The sequence below is a fragment of the Candidatus Ruminimicrobiellum ovillum genome, from assembly GCF_002392975.1.
GTDB lineage: Bacteria > Elusimicrobiota > Endomicrobiia > Endomicrobiales > Endomicrobiaceae > Ruminimicrobiellum > Ruminimicrobiellum ovillum.
In genome coordinates, this window is the sequence record NZ_DGIC01000009.1 from 350,447 (window position 1) to 371,400 (window position 20,954).

Annotated in this window: 8 protein-coding genes; 2 read left to right on the top strand and 6 right to left on the bottom strand. The window is 32.8% G+C overall.

Annotation, left to right across the window (positions count from 1 at the left end):
• Window positions 1-11: 11 nt before the first annotated feature.
• The 6 genes from ychF to rplU form a co-directional block, all read right to left on the bottom strand.
• Window positions 12-1,103, bottom strand: coding sequence for a redox-regulated ATPase YchF (ychF, locus tag B2Y85_RS04520; protein WP_372519281.1), 1,092 nt, complete (start codon window positions 1,101-1,103; stop codon window positions 12-14).
• Between the two features lie 221 nt (window positions 1,104-1,324).
• The gene (locus tag B2Y85_RS04525) at window positions 1,325-16,081 is read right to left on the bottom strand and encodes a PEP/pyruvate-binding domain-containing protein (protein ID WP_372519282.1); all 14,757 of its coding nucleotides are present in this window, start codon (window positions 16,079-16,081) and stop codon (window positions 1,325-1,327) included.
• Window positions 16,082-16,109: 28 nt separating this feature from the next.
• On the bottom strand, window positions 16,110-16,670 hold the full coding sequence (locus tag B2Y85_RS04530; protein ID WP_372519283.1) for a hypothetical protein: 561 nt from the start codon (window positions 16,668-16,670) through the stop codon (window positions 16,110-16,112).
• A 260-nt stretch (window positions 16,671-16,930) separates the two neighbouring features.
• Window positions 16,931-18,184, bottom strand: a complete 1,254-nt coding sequence (gene obgE / locus B2Y85_RS04535; protein WP_372519284.1) for a GTPase ObgE — start codon at window positions 18,182-18,184, stop codon at window positions 16,931-16,933.
• Between the two features lie 7 nt (window positions 18,185-18,191).
• Window positions 18,192-18,452, bottom strand: a complete 261-nt coding sequence (gene rpmA, locus B2Y85_RS04540) for a 50S ribosomal protein L27 (protein WP_372519285.1) — start codon at window positions 18,450-18,452, stop codon at window positions 18,192-18,194.
• A gap of 21 nt (window positions 18,453-18,473) precedes the next feature.
• Window positions 18,474-18,788, bottom strand: coding sequence for a 50S ribosomal protein L21 (gene rplU, locus B2Y85_RS04545; protein ID WP_372519286.1), 315 nt, complete (start codon window positions 18,786-18,788; stop codon window positions 18,474-18,476).
• Window positions 18,789-18,955: 167 nt separating this feature from the next.
• Here rplU and B2Y85_RS04550 point away from each other — a divergent pair, with 167 nt between their 5' ends.
• Together B2Y85_RS04550 and B2Y85_RS04555 are read left to right on the top strand one after the other, a co-directional pair.
• Entirely contained in the window at window positions 18,956-20,143 is a 1,188-nt protein-coding gene (locus B2Y85_RS04550) for a pyridoxal phosphate-dependent aminotransferase (protein ID WP_372519287.1), read from the top strand.
• 2 nt (window positions 20,144-20,145) lie between these two features.
• Window positions 20,146-20,946, top strand: a complete 801-nt coding sequence (locus B2Y85_RS04555) for a biotin--[acetyl-CoA-carboxylase] ligase (protein ID WP_372519288.1) — start codon at window positions 20,146-20,148, stop codon at window positions 20,944-20,946.
• Window positions 20,947-20,954: the final 8 nt, after the last annotated feature.

Genomic DNA, 20,954 nt, shown 5'->3' on the forward strand with positions numbered 1-20,954 from the left:
TTCTACGAATTTTACACATTAAACTTAAATTCTATAATGTCGCCGTCTTTTACAACGTAATCTTTACCTTCGCTTCTTAAAAGGCCTGCTTCTTTAACGGCTTTATCGTTACCTAATTTAAAAAGGTCATCGTAAGCCATAACTTCGGCTCTGATAAATCCTCTTTCAAAATCGGTATGAATAACACCTGCGGCCTGCGGTGCCAAAAAACCTTTTTTTATAGTCCATGCTCTTGATTCATCTTCACCGGCAGTTAAAAATGTTATAAGTCCCAACAAATCGTAACTTGCTTTAATAAGTCTGTTAAGACCGGGTTCAGTAAGTCCCAAATCTTTCAAAAATGCCAATTGGTCTTCATCGGAAAGTTCCGAAAGTTCCGCTTCTATTTTTGCACAAATAGGTATCGCTTGTGCATTTTCCTGTTTTGCCCTTTGTAAAACTTGTTCCGTATACTTATTTTTCATTTCCGGCAAATCCGCATCGGAAATATTGCAAGCATACAAAACGGGTTTTGCGGTTATAAGAAAAAAGTTTCTTAATATTTCTTTTTGTTCTTCTTCTATTTCAAGTGTTCTTACGGGTTTACCCGATTCCAAATGAGCTTTTATTTTGTCTGCCAACTCTTTTTCGGCAACAACTTTTTTATCTCTTGATTTTATATCTCTTTGCAACTTTTCCAACTTTTTGTTTATTGCTTCAAGGTCCGCAAGCATAAGTTCGGTTTCTATAATATCTATATCTCTTATAGGGTCAATTTCGCCCATAACATGAGTAATATCGGAATTTTCGTAACATCTTACAACATGAACTATTGCGGATGTTTCTCTGATATGTGCCAAAAATTGGTTACCTAAACCTTCACCTTTAGAAGCTCCTTTTACAAGCCCCGCAATATCTACAAATTCCACCATCGCGGGAACCTTCTTTTTGGAATTATAAAGTTTTTCCAAAAAGTCCAATCTTTTATCGGGAACGGCAACAACACCGACATTTGGATCTATGGTGCAAAAAGGATAATTCGCACATTCCGCACCGGCTTTTGTTATTGCGTTAAACAATGTAGATTTACCCACATTAGGAAGTCCTACTATACCTAATTTCATATTTACCATCCTATTATAAAAATTCTAAGAATTTTTGAGGAATGGATGTATGGAAGTATGGATGCATGGAAACGACTTAACTACGAGATTCCGCATCAAGTGCGGAATGACAAAACAGTTATTTTTTCTATGCCTCTATGCCTCTATTCTTCTATGCCTCAAAATTGCCTACGGCGATTTTTAATTATAAATTATAAATTGCAAATTGTAAATTGTTTGTACTAAGCACTTGCCAATATGTTTCTTATATTGTTCATTCCGTCCGTGAAGGTGCTGTCGGACAAAGCTTTTTCAAGTATATCTTCATCCAATATCGGTAACAATCCTATCTCACCGGACTTAAAGTTAAATACACCGTCATTTAATTTAGCCAACAATACCGGATCCATATTTATTCTATACATTAAAATTCTGCCGAGAAGTCCGTTCTTTAAAACAGACGCATATTTAGAATCAATAATAAATTCCGTAACTTGTTTATTCGATGATTTTTTATATACAGGCACAGCCTGAGTCGGTTCAAAAGGATTTGCGATATAACAAAAAACATCTTGTTTGTTTTTTATTTTTCCGACTTCCAAAGATATTTCGTGCTGTGTTTGCATAAACGGAATTTCCTGCATATCAACAACATCGGCACTTGCATCAACCGTTTTTTCTTTAGCATCTAAAGTTGTTATCGGTCTCATTTGAAGTATATAAATTTCTTCGCCCTTTACGGCAAACTCTACATCTATAGGATAACCTACCGAATTTTCCAAAATAGAAAATACTTCTGCCAATTTCTTTACCATTTTTGTGTTTAGCGCTCTTGTTTTTGCTTTCTGTCCTACTGGAACTTTCTTTATTCCGCCGTTAACATCCGTAAGCAATTGGAACTGTTTATTGGCAACGGAGTATTCTATTACTTCTCCGCTGGTCATATCAAACAAAACACTGTCCGGAGTAAACATTCCCGATACCAAACCTTCTCCTTGTCCGAACAAAGCATTAATTCTTCCGTTACCGTATTTATCTCTTGTAAAAGCAACCCCCGAAATTTCGGAATCAATCATTTCTTCAACCAAAACAGCCGGTCTTACAACTTGCCCGCTGGATATCATATAATCAACACATCTTTCGGCAAAGAACGATTTCCAACAATCTTTTATACTTTCATATATATTTTCATATTGAACATTTAAAGATGTTTCTCCCATACCGGCAAAAGCATTGTTTGCCGCATCTTCACCGACACCCGAAGATCTTACGGAATATTTTCCTTCCGGTGTTATAAATTTATCTAATTGTTTTTTTACTTCTTTTTCCATATCCGAACCTTTCGTTTCTTCGGAATCTATTAAATCACAAATAATCTTTGCAAGTCTCATTGCTTCTTCTTTATTACCTTGTTTTATGGCCGTTTCAAAATCTTTTAAAAGATTTTCCTGTCCCAAATCTTTAAACAAAAGAGGCATTACATTTACACTTATACCTATACCGCCCGGAACAGTAACACCTTCTTCGTTCTTCAACAAATTAAACATTTTTGCAAGCTGAGAAGTTTTTGAACCGAACAATTTTTCGTTTCCGGCATTTTCTTCAAACAAACTTATTTCTTTGTTTAAATCTATTATTTCGCTTTCAAAGGCGTAATTATTTAACTTATCTTTAATCATAGGAACCAAAACCCGAATGGTATCTCGTATAGAAAGCAAATCTTTTGATGTTTCGGTTTCATCTACAAAGAAATTATATATTTCAATATTTTTTAACATTGTAAGAATTTTTTGAACATCGACACCGCTGAGATTATCTTTAGCCAATAAATCAACCAAATCGTTAACGAATTGTTGCATATATTTATTTAATCTTGCTTTAATATCAACTTCCATTTGTTCGACTTGTTTTCTTAAATCTTCTATTTCCTGTCTTACTCCAACGGTTTTTATGAAGTTCAATTTTTTTATCAATTCCTGCAATATATTATATGCTATATTCACATTTTCGATAGTTTTAAGATTTTCTATAGCTTCGGAAATACTTTGAACTTTATCTTGTATATAACCGTCGTTTAATTTGTTTATTTTATTTTTTACAGTTTCGGGCATATCATCGGAAAACAACGAATCCAAAACTTGCAAAGTTTTAATATTACCTATTACCTGAAAATATACATACTCCACAAATCTGTTTATATTTTCGTCGTTTGAATGTTGCAACATAAAATCTATAACAGATTGTGCATTGTCGGAATCAATGTAACTTTGCAATTCATCCAATAAAGATATATCCATATCGTCAAAAAGTAAAACCGTTCCCGTTTCTCCGTTCATTAAAACTCTTGTTCCTTCTTTTAACATTTTTCTTGTTGTTTTCACCTTCTGTACTTTGAACTGTTCATCAATAAGTTCAACATCTCCGGAAGGTAAATAGTAAATAGTTTCTATTTCATCATCCACCCAAATTGCCTCTCCCAACACAACGGACGGTTTCTTCAATTCTCTTGTTGTAATGGCCGCATGGCTTAACACTCCGCCTCCGGTAGTTATTATACCCTTTGCCGTTTCTATATTTTTTATGTCGTTCGGAGTGGTATAAGGAACAACAAGTATGCTGTTTTCGTCAACATTATCTTTATTAAAAGTAATATTACCTACAACACTTACACCTGCTCCGTCGGATGTCGGAGTGCTTTGAATTTTCGGGCTTTCAATCGTTTGAATATCTCTCGATAATAAATTTATGGTTCTTCGTCTTTCTCTCGAATCTACCCATTCCTGTTTTGAAATTTTGTAACCTTCCTTACCCAATATTTCTATTAACTGTTCGCTTGTAAGTTTTTGTCTTGTTTTCGTAGTTACAAGTTCGGCTATTGCATATTTTGTTCTTCTTGTATTGGGATCCATTATTGCTCTTATAAATAATTTATCCCCCGTTTTTAATTCCATAACGGAACTTACAACAACAAAACTGCCGATATCGGCCAAAATTCTTGTATCGTACTCATAATTATTTACCAAATTAACGATTCTTGCCTGCTGCGATGTCTCGGTAAAGTTCGTATTTATCTCATCTATCATTGAATGAACAATATCGTAACCTTCGTTTCTTACCAAAACACCTTCTTCGTTCAAAATCAGTCTGCCTTCGACAAAAGCTCTTTCTATAGGTTCGTTAAAATATTTATTAACAAAGTTCGGATCTTCCAACATTCTCGCAAGAGGTTTTTCCGTATCGGCAGGCAATAAATCACACCCTAAATAAGATAAAATAGTATTTAAAGCTTCGGGATTTAATTCTCTTTTTTCCGGCAATTTAGCCAAATTCTGCCCTCTCGGGCCATATCCGTATGCTCTCCAACCCCAATTATTTATATCAACGCCATACCATAACTCTCTTCTTTTTGCTTTTGTCAACCAGCTTTCGAAAATATGTTTATATTGAGCCTCTATGGTTCTGTGACAATTCTTTAAATCGTAATCAACATTTGTAGAAAACTTGAATATTTCAACAACATGTGTTGCGATGTCAATTAAGTCCGTAGAATCGCTTAATCCGTAATCCTTGTTAATTGCGGCTTTTAAGCCATACGACTCGTTACCATCGGAATACTGAATATCCGTTTCAACATGAAATCCCAAATATTCAAGAATCTCTTTAAAATATCTTATTCTTTCTTTTTTACCTATATCTTCACCCGGCATCGGTCTTTCTCTGTAATATATATTGATTCCTCTGTCAACATCACCGAAGTTAAAGAAAATATCCACACTGTGAGCATTTAATCTTGTTGTCCACACAACAAGATCATCTTTACAAACGAAATCATCTATTTTATCATTAGGCAATTTTCTTGTAGCCAATTTTGATAAAAATTTTACGATATTCGAATTTATGTTTTCCGATAAATTGTAACCGCTTACAGTAGATTGTTGACTTGCGGTTATGGTTTGTATCATATTTTTCCCGTCTACAGTCATAGTTCTAACATCGCCCACTTCCTGTTTAAAGTCAATTATCGATGTTTGGTGAATAGCATTTATCAATGTATGAATTTCTTTTATATCTTTTATTGTATCTTCGTTCCATTCGGACAACAACAAATTTCTTCTCACTTTTGTTTTTCTGTCTATTGAAGGATCTTTTAAAGATTTTTTGATATTATCCAAAGCAATCTGTGCGGCTGTTCCGTGTTCAATATTAATTTTTTTCAATTCATCTATCATGGCTTGCAACTCATTTAAAAGCTCCGCCATGTTTTTTTCATAATTTTTCGAATCCGTTATTTTATCCATTAAAGAAAGAACGGAAGTGTTATATTGCAATATTTTTTGTAAAACTTCAAAACGGAATAATACTTGTAAAACTTCAAAATTTTCGCCGTCGGTTTCACCGTCTATGCTTGTCATTACGGGTTTTCTGTAAGTTAACAGAGATCTGTTATCGGTTCTGTTATCCCAAACACCAAACCCTTCGGAAGATAATTGTGCCCTTTCAAACAAATCCTGCGGCAACAGTTTTATTAACGGCGTAAAATCGTACTCATAATAAAGATTTATATTTTTTATACCGACATTGCCCATATGCAAATATATCGGCATCTTCATTTCGGGAAGATCAAAACGGTTAGCCAACATTCTTACATTTTCAAAATCTATCGGGACATCTTTTATTACATCGCTGTATATACCTTTGGCTATAATGTTTAAAAGAACTACTACCGCTCTTCTCCTTTTAATTAAATCGACATTTTCATCGTTTGCCAACGAAACTAATTGTCTCATAATGTTATACGAAAGTTGTTTTTCTTTTTCATTTTCTGTTTTGTTTTTTGAACCCCATTTCTTAACCGTCTCGCTGGTTTCTTCCGAAAAAGCATGTGCAATCATCATAACTGGATTTATGTTTTCTATCGAAGCAACTATCATATCGGATAACGTATCAATATCTTCGGATATAAATTGTTCGTCAGGTAAGAATATATTATTAACCAATCCGCTCCGTTTCGCTGCTTCTATGAAAATTTTCAAAGTTTCCGGAGTAAAACCTATGCCGACTTTTTTGCTTCTGTTGTATGTATCATTTTTTATATTAAATAAACAATCGTATACACCTATATCATGAACTCTTTTTAAAGCTAATTTCCCAAAAATATCCAAACATTGATTTTTTATTTTTTGATAATCTTGAGAAGTTTCAACTTCTATTTGGTTTGAAGCTATCGGTTCATATATATGTAAAGCAACCTTTGTAAGCATTATGCACAATTGTTTATTGAAAGAATCGCCGCCGGTGTTGTCATTATCTGCAGGTTGAACAATTGAAATCAGTTGAGCCATAATATCGTTAAATCTGTCCGAACCGGAATCATATTCGTCAATCAAAAAAGTTTCCAATTTGTCTAAATTGAACTTTCTTGAATTTATATCTTTGTTTTCTTTAATCATTTGTTCGCAAACGGATAATATAACGCCCGTTATTTCCAAGAAAGTATCTTTGTCGGAATCTTTTAATTTCAAAGCTTCATTAAATAAAAGATCAAGTTGAAATTCCAATAAAATAATATTTTTATCGTTAATTTTTCCGGAAATTTCATCAATATTGAACAGAATATCGGTTAAAGTTTTTGCAATGTCTCCTTTCGGCATAGAAGAAATGATACCGCTTAACTTTCTTCCGTTTTCGGTTAAATTTTTCGATAAATTTTCGTTAATTTGTTCTTTTGAAAAAATAGCAAAATAGTATTGTTTTAATTCGTTGTATCCTTTTAGTTCGTTTTTAATTGCATAAGGTATTTCTTCATCCGCGGATATAAGTCCTTTACTCATAAGTTTATCTACAATATACTGAACAAAGTTAGGATTTAACGAATACGCATAAGACATTAACATACCCATTTCGGACAATACAGAAAACTCGTCTCTGTCTTTTTCTCCGTCCGTAAACAAAGAATCTATTATGGAATAAAATAACATTATCCCCGAATTATTAACATCCGTCATTGTAAGGAAAGGAACCAATATGTATATTAAAACTTTACTTAAGTGAACATTCGAATCGTATTCCTTAACAAGATTGTTTTCCAAACAAAATTTTCTAAGTTTACCGGAAATGGTATCTTCTTTATAATATTGTCCGTAGTTGTCTTCAAACGATAATTGAATATTATAATTTTGTTTGTGGTTTTTCTTTAAGAATTTAACAAGTTCATATACCTGTTCGACAACAACATTATATTTTGCAGCTGCGTCATCAGGCAAATTCGACAATTTTTCCATTACGGTTTCCATTTCACCGTAAAACAGCAACCCGGAAAGAGCCTGTATTACACTGTCGATTGCGGATTGATCTATTATAAACTCATTATCTTGTTCGGTTTGTTGTTCGGAATAATCGAGTTCTTCAAAAGAAGGCAACGTCGTTATCGCTCTTCTTTGCAACACAAAAACTTTGCCCGTTTCATCTATCGCAAATTCAATATCTACGGGGTATCCGGCATCTTCTTCCAAGATATAAGCTATTTCTTTTAACGAGTTTATTGTTTCTTCATCCAATATTCTTTCTATTTTTTCTTCTCTCGAAAGTTTCGATACCGCCGTTCCGCCCTGTTGTCTTTCAACAATTTTTATCATATTGCTTAAAGCTCTTCTGTAGTCTATTCTTCCGTCGGAAGCTCTTACCGTTATATGGTCCGGCGTTATTCTTCCTGATACCAAACCGTCACCCAACCCCAAAACGGATTCTATTGTTAAGTTTCCGCTGTTATCTCTTGTGAACATCACACCTGCTTTTTTCACATCCGCAACCATTTCCTGAACCAACAATGCGGGTTGAACTACAATTCCTTCTTTTACCATATCTTCTATACATGTATATGAAAAGAACGATTTCCAACATTCTTTCACATTCTTATATACTTCATCGTTAGATACATTTAACTTTGTTTCAGCCATTCCCGCAAAAGCGTGAGTTCCGCCGTCCTCACCCACTCCGGAAGAACGAACGGCATACATTTTTCCGACTTTCAATTTAGTTTCCAAATAATTTTTCAATTGCTCATCTTCAACGGAATCAATAAGTTTTGATATCTGTTTACCGATTTCAACGGCTTTGGATTTATTTTGTATTTTTATTGCCTGTTCAAAATCCGATATAAGTTGTAAATACTGTTCGGATAATCCGCTTTGTTCGAAAAATATTTTTAAAACATCTTTACTTATGCCTATTCCGTAGGGAACGGTTGCCTTTTCCGCATGTTTTTTGCCAAAAAGTTTCGACATCTTGGCCAGCTCGGTAGTTTTTGTCCCGTATCTTAAAGAATCCTGTGCCGTTATATCTTCGAACCCTCTTATTTCGGTATCATAACTTACGGGCTGCTCATAAGAGAGCTTCTCATTTGCTTTTGAAAGTAAATCTTTTAATTCGGAACTTCCATAAAAATTCCATACAGTTGCAGTTTCACTTGTTTTTGTTAAATAATCTTTATCTTGTTCGGATATATCCGTTTTAGCCAATATTTCTTTTACTTGCTTAATTATATCTTTAACTTCTTCCGTTCTTTGCGAAAGAGCCAAAGCTCTGTCTCTGTTAACAATACCGGTTAACTGTTGCATTTCATCTACAACGGTATCATTCGTTAAAGAATATTTCAATACATCCAACTCTTGTTCTATAAACTTTATTACCGCAAGTCTTATATTCGCATCTTTTATTTTTTTCTCGTTTTCGATGTATATCTTTAATGCCTTTATTTTTTCACCGGTATACACTTTTACCAATTCGGAAATTTTTACACCTATTTCCGTATCTTTATCCCAAGCCAATAAGAATTGTGCTATTTTTAATTTTTCTTTATCGGTAATCACCTGCAGAAATATATATTCGACAACCTGATTTATATTTGTGTCCTGATAATGGTCTTGTATATATTTCATTATAAAATCAACATCATTTTCATCTATAGCTTTTTGTATTTCGGCAATCGTTTCTTTGGAAATATCGTTATAAACCAAAACTCTTCCGTTTATTCCGTTAGCCAAAACTACGGAACCTTCTTCCAATACTAATTTATGTTCCGATATTTTTTGTATTTCGTAACCGCCTTTTTGTTCGATATCGGATTCTATGGAATAATACGGAATTTCCAATTTGCCGTCTACCCATTGCCCGTTTGATAATATTGCAATTTTACCGTTTTCTCTTGCGGTAATGTTTGCATGGCTCAACATTCCGCCCGTTGTAGTCATAATAGCTTTTGCTTTTATTATTGTCCCCACATCTTCGGGTGAGGTAAAAGATACCACCCACATACTGTTTTCGTCAACATCTTTTTTATTATAAGTAATTCTTGTCGGAACATATCCGTCAAACTGTCCGGAAACACTCATACCTCTCGTATATATTCCGTCTTTCGGATACAATATTCTTTCTTTTAAAACTATTAACGATTCTTTCTTTTCCGAAGCGCTTCTCGGTTTTTGTTCTTTTACCGCATAACCGAAATCTTTTAATATACCTATTAACTCTTTGTAAGTTAAATTTTTTCTGTTACCTTCAAAATCAACAAACTCAACATAAGCGAATTTAGATCTTTTTCTTTCTTTATCTACGGCTGTTTTTACGGATAACCAACCTTTACCGTCAAGTCTTAATACACCGCTTAATGCAACCATACCGCCGATATAACCTTCTGTTTCAAAGTTAATTTCCGAAGAATCCAAAAGATTTATTACCTGTGCCTGCCTTAAACTATCATCCGTATTTTTTTCTATCGCATTTAACAATACGGATATTCCGTCATAATTTTCGTTTCGTTCCAAGACACCGTCTTCACCGATTATTAATTTGCCTTTAATATATTCGCTGACAATTTCCCACGGAGAAGCTTTATCGGTATCCATTTTTAAATAATCGTAAAGTGACGAGAATACGGTTTTTTCTTCTTGTTTGCTCTTTTCGAAAAGACTTCTTAATTGTTTAACTTTTTCAACTCTTGCCGTCCAATAGCTTACCAATCCGCCGGTTTTACCTTTCTTAAATTCTTCCGGCATATTAAAAGAATTTTTCATTTTTCTGTAATCTTCAATTGTCAACTTCGGAATATAGTAAGCCCCGTGATAATGCGGATTTTCATTTTCGTTGTCATCTTCCAATGCATAATCCACATCTTTTGTATTTGAAAGAATTTCCAAGGCCTGCGAAAACAAAAATGCATATTTTTCCGGAGCGGAAGAATCGTTTTGCAAATTGTATACCGCCGTAAATTTGCATGGTCCGCCTATATTACTGCTTTCGGTAACCAAAGTATCCACATAAGTTATATCAAAACCCGCCTGAGCAAATAATGTCGCAAGTAATACGGTTCTCAACGCATTACCGTCTCCTCTGCCGGACTCATTGAAAGTAACTCTTATACCATCTTCCATATCAACTAAAATATTAACACCGTGAAAACCCAATTGTTTGGAATACAATAATTTATTATCTTTTATTACCCACTGTCCTTCCGGACTTGTATTAAGTTCCGATAAAGTTACAAGAAACTCTTTCATTTCATCTTTTAAAGAACCTTCGGAACAGTCGTAAAAAGTTATTTTGTCGCTGCCGTCTTGTCTGAGAACAACTTTTCTGCCGCCGATATTTGATGAAACCCCTACCATTGACATTAACTTTGAAGTTGATGTTTGATGAACAGCATTAATAAGAGTATGTAATTCTTTTATTTTATCAAGCGTGTCTTCCGTCCAAGGATTTAACCTTGATAATGTTTTAAGTTTTACATTGCCTTCTTTAATATCTCTCTTTATTCTTAAAAGAGAAAGTTTAGCTTTCTGTGCAAGTTGCGGAGATATTATTTCAAAAGCATCCAACATTTCTTCTATAAAATAAATTGTGTCATTAGTGGAATCTTCATTCATTCTTGTTAATGATGACAGTGCCAATTCGTTGTTTTCCAAAACTTTTTCAAAGGCTTCGAATTTATCGGAAATATTTTTTGTTTCGGAAATAGCTTTTTCGTTTATATCGGATATAAGAGTATATATTCCCTTGTCTTTAACCCACCAAGCTGTTTCGGTTATCAAAACATCTTTAATATTGCCTTCTTTTATTTTTTCTTTAATATAATCCAAAGTATCTTCAAAACTCTGTATGGCCTTCGTATCCGAGGATATTAATTTCAAATCTTTTAACATTTCTTCTACAATATTAACCGTTATTTTTAAATCATCAGCGGAATTACTTATACTTGCCAAAGCCAAATTTCCGTTTTTCAATACTCTGTCAAAAGCAGCTTCTTTTTCTTTACCGATATCTAAATTCTTTATTTTATCGGATTTTAAAGTTCTGAAATACTTTGTTATATTTTTAAATTTTAAAACAAAATTCGGAACAAAAGAAAATAAAGGTTGATATTCCGGTACATACATATCTCTGTCAAAAAGTTCGGACGGTTCATCAATAATATCAAAAGAAATACCTATAGCATTATAAAACAATTCCAAATCGTTATATTCGAATATTACTTTTTGCAATTCTTTAGGAACGGCTTGTCTTGCTTCTTCAATTGTTTTCGGAGAGAAAGTTTCCCAATTTCTTCCATATAATTGAACATATAAAGGATTATGCGAATGTGCCGTGGTTTCAAACTTTTTCCCGATTAACATTAAAGCTTTTTCTTTGTCAAACGAATATATATATGCCATTTCCCGAAATCCGAAATCTACGGTTGAACTTTCAGTTCCCCGTTCAATAAGATTATTACAAAGTTCTTCCAAAAATGTTGTCGTCCCGTCTTTAACCGTTAAACCCAATACGGGGGCTAAAAGTTCAAAAACGGCAGCGTCTGTTTTTTTGTTTTCAAACAGATATGTATATAAATTATTTATTTGTTCTTGAACAACCTGCAATTGTGCCTGTTTCGGCAAAGATAAAGCAGCGGTCAAATTATCAATAATTTGAGAATATTGTTCACTTTTTAAATTTTCGATTGAAGGATTGGAATATCTTAAAAATCGAAGTCTTGATATAATATCACTCAAATATAAATTACTTATTTCCAAAGTTCCGAATTTATCCGTAAAATATTTAACTTCCTGTTCGTTCAACAAAGGTTCGCTTTGTTCTATTACAAATATTCCTCCTCCGTCGCCGCAAGTTTCATAAAAAGTTTTAGCCAATTCATACTTATTCGCATCTCTGATATAAGGCGGAACAGTTTGTTTACCGCTCTTATATAAAGCTCTTAAAAAAGCCTTGGCATACTCGTCGATATTTTCTAAAGAAGGCATAAATATTCCAAGCATGGATTCATACCAATTAGGAAATATATCTTTATCTTGTGACATTATTTGAGTTATTTCCATTTCCCATTGTTCAACCGTATCAAAAGAAAAAGGTGAAGGAAGCGGCAAAGCAAACCTTCCGTAATCGACAACGGATTTAACGTCTTTTTTATTTTTATACAAAGAGTCTATTATTTTATGAACGAATATAAATTCTCCGTTTTTATAAAAATATTTTGCGGATTCAACAAGTATATCATGATATCTTGTCGATACATTTTTCTTATCACTTGCCTGATTTAATACAAAATCCGAAATTGTATTAAAAAGAAGATTACCGTCGTTATCTCTTATTTTGGAAGATATATTAAGTAACGGAACAAGCAGATAGTTTACGTCAAAATATTCTTGCTTTTTTTGTTTTTCGACAACAAAGTCAAACAATTCAATTATTTTTTCCGAAAGAACTTCTTTTTCTACGGTATCATAATTTTCCCGAATATTTTTAAAATCCGAAAGAAATTTATTTAATTCCGGAGCGGAAGAAATACTTTTGCTTTTCGTAAGATTAGATAAGACTTCGGTTATTTGGCTTAATTCCGTTTTTAAATTATTTCCTTTTTGAGATTGTATTACGGTTAATAATCTTTCGTTTTTATTGTTTTTAGAAACATTTAAAACATTGATTATAAAGTTATATACGGAATGAAGAACCGTGGTTACCGCAAGAGCGACAAACGCCGATTGCGGTGCTATAAACGAGGCAACAATATAAATTGAAGTTAAAATTATTGACGGAACAAGAAAATTTCTTATATCTCTTACCACGGCTTTCGTATCAAAAAGTTCGGAAAGGAAACTGTTTTTTATATCACCGTTTTCAATCTTTGTATAAAAATAATTATTTATCTTATCCGTCATAGGATGAGCAAAAGAAAAGCCCAATATTCCCACAATACCGGTAACTATTACAGGAACTATCGATGCGGGATTTGCAACAATTAAACCCGTTACAAAAAAAGGAACAAATCTGAAAACAGTTTCTTCTATAATCGGAGCAACAATAATTTCATAAACGGTATCCAATTTCGTTTTGGAGTTTGCAAAAATGTTTTTTAATATCGTTAAACTTTCTCTCTTGGGCAACAATCTTTTAAAAACAAAATCTTTATCACCGGTAGAAGACACATAACCGGCTTTTAAAGTAAATGTTGTTTTTACTTTTGCCAAAGCATTCTTTTTATTTATTTCATATATTGTTTCATTTATTTTTTCCAATAATTGCGCCAATTCTTGTTTTGATTGTTCGGAACCGTCCAAAAGTTTCATATCCGTTATTCTTCCTATGGACATATGAACGATACTCGGAGTACCGAATTTTGAATCTATACCTTTCAATGTTGTTCTAAATCTCAACATATTTTCAATTAAATCTTTATCGGTAATTTCGTATATTATTACACCGTCCGGCATTAATTTTAAAGTTCCCGCCATAGATGTTTTGAAGTTAACGAAATCTTCTCCGAGTAAATCAACGGCGGAAAAAATATCACCGTCGGTATCTTCTTGTTGCACCAAAGAATCTATTTGTTGTTGTGTTGGAGAAGAATCATATCCGATTGTCATATGCAGCTGTCCGAACGGCATTAATGTTACGGCGGTTCCGGCAACTTTTTTTAAAGGTTCAAGAACATGTTTTGCAATTTTCTTCCTTGCGGAATTTGACGGTTCCAATTCTATTGACGGCAGAGCATATTTGTTTGATGTTACTCTTTCCAGCATTTGTTTTGTTCTTGCAGAGTCTATGGAAGAATACGGTATAATTTGATTATCCGTAAAACGATATTTTATATTACTTATCGTTCCCTTATTCGTATTATCTTTATATTCGACATAAAACTCGGCTCTGCCTTCGGAATCGATTGATGTTATATCCCATTTTAAAATTTCAACATTACCGTAAAAACCTGACTGTTTGGATATTATATATTCTTGAACAAATTCTTTTATACCCTGATTTATTTGATCTTTTGAATATTCTTTAAATATTGTATTTTTTTGAACTTCGGAAAAAATAAGATTTAATATTTTCGGAAAACTTACATTTAAAGGTTCCTGTGTTAAAGGTTCCAAGTTTATTGTATTTTTCAATATATTTGAATAATACATTACATTGTCGATATAAATCTGTTTTGCTTGTTCTACCGGCTGAGTTATTTTCGGAGTAATAATTATATATGAAATTCTCTGTTGTTCGAAAATTCTCTCCAAGCCTCTTGTGTGGAAACCGCCGGTAACAACTACTTTTATTTTTTTCTTACCGAGATTAGACTTTATCTGTTTAACCGCTGCGGTTGTATCGTTAACGGATGTTTTATTGCTTATGTTTTTTTGAGATATCAAACAATCGGCAAAAATTTGATCTCTTGTAATATTGTTTCTATGATATTTAGCCAACAATTTTTGATATTGATCCAAATTTTTCAGTATACTTTCGGAAAAATACGACGGCCATATTGTTTTAAACATTTCGTAATTATTATCGAATTTATAGTATTCGTCCGCGGAAATATCGGCCGTGAAATATTGTTTTATCGTAGGTATAAAATCTGCCAAAAATGCCACTTCTTTTTCATATTTTGTTCTTCCCAATTTAACATATAATTCGTTTATAAAAGATTCTTCTTCCTGAACCAATTTTATGGGGTTTATATTTTGATTGAATTCCAAATATGTTAAAAAGTTTTCAAAGGCTACCAAATTTAATTTTTTTGTTATACCGTATTTTTTATTAAAGTTTATCAAGTCCGAAGAAATATCATCGAAATTGCTAAAATTGTTACTTCTTTTTAACAAGTCCGAATATTGCTGGTATGTCGACACATTTTTCAGTTCGGAAACAAATTTTGTAAATTCATAAATAACTTTTTTATCGTTTACATATTGCGCTTTATCTAAAAGAGAAATGTATATTTTAACATTAGGATATTTATTAACGGATATATTTACGGAATCCGCCAATATCTTCAATTGAGAATAAAAATGTTTAGCATCTATTTCTTTTTCTTTAAAAGATTTTATAAGTCTTTGTAATTTTCTTGTCTGTCTTCCGGAATAATCTCTTTTTACTTTGCCTATTTCTTTTTCAAGTTGAGAACAAATCGCCTCTATTTCCGGTTGCAAAGATAATATCGAGCCTAACAATTTAATATTTTCTTTATACAGTTCTTCTTTTTCTATACCAAGCACAAAATTTTTCTTATTGTTAATAATGGAATAATATTCCGTTCCGCTGAGTTTGCCCGAATCTATCAGTCCTTCCAAAACCTTCGTACCGTTTTGATTATTATTGAAAGCCGAAAGCCATGATGTATCCACGGTTTTAAATGCACCTTCCAAATAGACATTGTTTATATTATATTCGTTATCTATGTATCCTATTATTGAAGCTATTTTTCTTTGTGTTTCCGCATGGCAATGTAAATCTTGTATATCGATAATAATATCTTCACTGTCAAAATATTTTGCCGATGTTATTTTACCTAACGACATAGGTATTATGGGATTATCGAATTTTATGTTATCTATTGCGGGCATACTCGTCCCGATGGAAGCAAAAGCGGAATTACCGAATACGCCGGTAAACATAAAAGTTATTGAAGTAAAAACGGCAATAAACTTTTTGAACGGAAGCTTATTAAGAAGTTTTTTCATATTTTTCTCCAAAAGAAAAATCCTGCTTTTATATATGCATAAAAGCAGGATTTATTCTATTTATATTTAAATTTAAAATATTATCATATAATTTTTTTATCGAGGCATAGAACAATAATATAATACCCGGAATATAAAAGATTTCATCATAAAAAGTACAAAGATGTGTCGCCGGTTTTCCGTAATCGTATAACAAATCTCTGCAGTCAACAAAACCTCCGCCGTTACCATACTGCAATTTCATTGCTTCGTTTTGTATTTGTGAACTTGTAATAATAAAATCGTTATTTTTGCACGGTAAACTTTTATTTTCTTCTTTTTTGGAACCGGATGTTTTTGTATCACCCGCAATTATTTTAGCGGTTAACGAAAAGTTTATTTTTTCTATTGTATTGGAAACAAAAAATACTGCGGAAAAAACATCTTTTTGAACATCGGAAAATGCAGATATATCGTTTGTGGTAATATTTGTCAACATAGGAGAAAAAACACAATTAAAAATTATCAAAAAAGATACAAACAATCCGATAATTTTTATTGCCGGTTCAGACAAAATAAAAGTGAAGATGTTTTCTATTTTGTTTAGCATAATAACACCTAAAGAAAGTATAGATTATTTTAATATTTTGTCAACAATTTTATATATATAATATATTATATATATAAAAATTGCTAAAGGCAATTTTCAGTTTATGGTTTATGGTTTAACGACAACAGCGAGATTCCGCATCAAGAGCGGAATAACAAAAGAAAGTATTCGCCAACAAAGTGTAAGGACAGAAAAAAAACAGAAATAGTTGTAACTAAAATATTTCTGTTTTTTTGTACTAATGAAGCTTAATTAAAAAATTATTTTGTAAAGTCAAATTCAAAAGTTCCGATACGAACGGTGTCACCGACCTTGCACCCTTTTTCTTCCAATGCAAGTTCCACACCCATTTTTTTCAATATATTTTGAAATCTTCTTAAAGCATCTTCTTCATTGAATTTTGTCATTTCGGCCAACACTTCGATTTTTTTGCCGGAAATAACATATACTCCGTCTTCATCTATATCTATTTTAAAGTCCGGCTCGTATATATATTTTTTTACGGGAATGGATTTTATATCTTCTTCTTTTACGGGTAATTCCACCAACTTTGATATTGTTTCCAAAAGTTTATCTATACCTTCTTTTGTCATATTGGATACAGCAAAAATCTTCTTATTTTTAATGTTTTTTTTGAATTTCTTTATGGTTTGTTCACAATCTCCGGCATCTATTTTGTTTAATGCTATAACCATATGTTTTTTAGATAAATATTTTGAATATTTCTTTAGTTCGTTGTTTAATATTTTGTACACTTCATAAGGATCTCTGCCGTCAAATCCGCTGACATCTATCATGTATAAAAGGACTTTTGTTCTTTTTATGTGTCTTAAAAATTCAAGCCCCAACCCTTTACCGGAACTTGCACCTTCGATTATTCCGGGAATATCGGCAATAACTATCTGTTTATCATGCAATGAAACCACACCTAAATTAGGTTCCAAAGTTGTGAAAGGATAATCCGCAATTTTTGGTCTTGCAGAACTTACTACGGACAAAAATGTAGATTTTCCCGCGTTAGGAAAGCCTACCAACCCGACATCCGCAATAAGTCTGAGTTCAAGTTCAATTTCTGCGGTTTCGCCCGGTTCACCTTTTTCGGCAATTCTGGGAACGGTATGCCTTTGAGTTTTAAAAGAAGAGTTTCCTCTACCGCCCCTGCCGCCTTTAGCAACTAAAACTCTTTGACCTTCTTCTTTTAAATCCGCAAACAATTCTTTATTTTTATATACAAGTGTTCCTAACGGAACTTTTATTACCAAATCTTGCCCGTATTTGCCGAACTTGTTCGAACTTTCGCCGCGACTGCCGTTTTCGGCAAAAAACTTTGGTCTGTAAGAAAGGTCTAACAGTGTAGACTTTTTTATATCCGTTTCGATATAAATATCTCCGCCTTTGCCGCCGTTACCGCCGTCAGGTCCGCCAAGCGGGACAAATTTTTCTCTTCTAAAAGAAATACAGCCGTCGCCACCGCGACCGGCTGTAATAAATATTTTTGCTTTATCTATAAACATTTTATCCTTAGTTTGCAGAAGGTTCTACATTAACAAAACATCTGTCTCCTGCTCTTCTAATAAATTTTACTGTTCCGGCAACTTTTGCAAACAAAGTGTTATCTTTTCCCATACCGACATTTGTTCCGGGATGATATTTTGTTCCTCTTTGTCTAACAATTATTGCACCTGCTTGTGCAAATTGATCGCCATATATTTTTACGCCTAATCTTTTACCTTGTGAATCTCTACCGTTACTGGTAGAACCTTGTCCTTTTACATGTGCCATTTTCTTCTTCTCCTAAAACTCTTATGCCTTAATATCAACTACTTCTATTTCCGTAACATATTGTCTGTGACCTTGCATTTTTGTGTAACCTGTTTTTGCTTTTTTCTTAAATACAAGAACCTTAGGCAATCTTTTTTGTGCAACAACTTTTGCCGTTACTTTTGCACCTTCAACTGTAGGTTTACCTACTGTTGCTTTGTCACCGTCTGCTATCATTAAAACTTGATCCAAAACAACTTCTTTACCGACTTCCGCTTCGTCAAGTTTTTCAATAACAACATTCATTCCTTTTTCTACTTTATACTGCTTTCCACCTGTCATTACTATTGCGTACATTTTAAATTACTCCCATTGACTTACATCTTTATAATCTGTATAATTTACAAAAATAAAATAAATATGTCAAGATATTTTTAATCTTAACACTTTTGACTTATTATTTTAGCAAATTAAGATACTTTTTTAAAGCACCTTAATATTTATATATGTATGCGAGGAATACCATGTACATTTCAAAAAGACTTCAATCAATAAAGCCGTCACCTACATTAGCTATCGATGCAAAAGCAAAAGCATTAAAAGCAAAAGGCGTGGATATAATAAGTTTCGGGACAGGTGAACCTGATTTCGATACTCCTCAAAATATAAAGGATGCCGCAATAAAAGCAATTAACAGCGGATTTACAAAATATTGTCCGGTTCCGGGAACACCCGATTTAAAAGATGCAATAATAAAAAAATTCAAAGAAGATAACAACCTTGAATATACAAGGGAAGAAGTTATGGCTTCCTGCGGTGGCAAACATTCATTGTTCAACTTATTTCAAACAATATTTGATGAAGGTGACGAAGTTATAATTCCGTCTCCTTATTGGGTATCTTATCCGGATATGGCGGTTTTGGCGGGAGCAGTTCCGGTATTTATTAATACAAGCGACAAAAACCATTTTAAAGTTAAACCTACCGAAATTGAAAAAGTTATAACAAAAAAAACTAAAGCTTTTATATTAAATTCTCCTTCTAACCCTACGGGAAACACATACACAAAAGGAGAGCTCGAAGAAATAGCAAATATTTGCATAAAACATAATTTGTTAATAATTTCGGACGAAATATACGAAAAACTTACATACGATAACTTTAAATTCTTTTCAATAGCACAAGTATCAAAAGAAGTTAAAGAACATACCGTTGTCGTAAACGGTGTTTCAAAAGCATTTGCAATGACCGGTTGGAGAATAGGTTATGCCGCAGGTCCGAAAGAAATAATTTCGGCAATGACAAAAATGCAAAGTCAGTCAACATCTTGCCCATCATCCATATCGTTAAAAGCGGCAACGGAAGCTTTGAACGGAGATAAATCTTGTTTGGAAACAATGAGAGTTGAATTTGAAAAAAGAAGAAATTATATTGTAGACAGGTTAAACAATATAGAAGGTATCACTTGTTTAAAACCCGAAGGTGCATTTTATGTTTTTCCTAACATTTCAGCTTTATTGGAAAAGAAATATAACGGAAAACTTATAAATACGGATATTGAACTTGCAGACTATTTGCTTGACGAAGCAAAAATCGCCGTTGTTCCGGGTTCGGCTTTCGGGGCAAAAGGGTTTATAAGATTTTCTTATGCCACTTCCATGGAAAACATTGTTGAAGGTCTTAACAGACTTGAAGCCGCATTAAAGAAATAGTAATGACAAATCTTAACGATTTATCCGAACAAGAAATAAAGCAAAATCTTTTGGAACAATACAAAAATTTTGATATACGAATTTTTGATATATTATCTTCAACAAATGATTTTGCAAAAGATTTAATAAATTCAAACAAATTTACCGACGGAACAACAATAATAGCAAATACTCAAACCGGCGGCAGAGGCAGGTTTGCAAGAACATTTTTTTCCCCCGCAAATACGGGAATATATTTTTCCGCAATATTAGAAAAATCGTTACCCGTAAAAGATGTTTCTTTAATAACATTAATTTCGGCAACAGCGGTATGCAGAGCAATAACAAAACTTACAAATCTTAATCCGCAAATAAAATGGATTAACGATATTTATCTTAACAATAAAAAAATTTGCGGGATACTTGTAGAAAACATTTGCGATTTTAACAACATGAAAAGCAAAGCAATCGTTTCCGGTATAGGTATAAATATAAGCACAAAAGATTTTCCTAAAGATATACAAGATAAAGCCGGTTCGATTATGTGCGATAAGTTATCAAGGAATAAACTCATCGCAGAAATAATAAATAATCTTTTTGATTTATCGAAAGATGTTTACAGTAAAAAAATTATTGAAGAATATAAATCATTATCTTTGGTATTAAACAAAGAAATAACTTACACAAAAGACAATAAAATTTATACCGCAACAGCTATTGATATAAACGATACCGGAAACCTTATTGTGATGGACGATAATAATAATATATCGGTGCTTGAGAGTGAAGAAATATCAATAAATTTTGCAGAACAGAATTTATAGTTGTATAG

What these genes read in the sequence shown, in the direction of transcription:
- ychF (WP_372519281.1), bottom strand. Translation starts at nt 1,103, where the DNA reads ATGAAATTAGGTATAGTAGGACTTCCTAATGTGGGTAAATCTACATTG.
- B2Y85_RS04530 (WP_372519283.1), bottom strand. Translation starts at nt 16,670, where the DNA reads ATGCTAAACAAAATAGAAAACATCTTCACTTTTATTTTGTCTGAACCG.
- rplU (WP_372519286.1), bottom strand. Translation starts at nt 18,788, where the DNA reads ATGTACGCAATAGTAATGACAGGTGGAAAGCAGTATAAAGTAGAAAAA.
- obgE (WP_372519284.1), bottom strand. Translation starts at nt 18,184, where the DNA reads ATGTTTATAGATAAAGCAAAAATATTTATTACAGCCGGTCGCGGTGGC.
- rpmA (WP_372519285.1), bottom strand. Translation starts at nt 18,452, where the DNA reads ATGGCACATGTAAAAGGACAAGGTTCTACCAGTAACGGTAGAGATTCA.
- B2Y85_RS04525 (WP_372519282.1), bottom strand. Translation starts at nt 16,081, where the DNA reads ATGAAAAAACTTCTTAATAAGCTTCCGTTCAAAAAGTTTATTGCCGTT.
- B2Y85_RS04555 (WP_372519288.1), top strand. Translation starts at nt 20,146, where the DNA reads ATGACAAATCTTAACGATTTATCCGAACAAGAAATAAAGCAAAATCTT.
- B2Y85_RS04550 (WP_372519287.1), top strand. Translation starts at nt 18,956, where the DNA reads ATGTACATTTCAAAAAGACTTCAATCAATAAAGCCGTCACCTACATTA.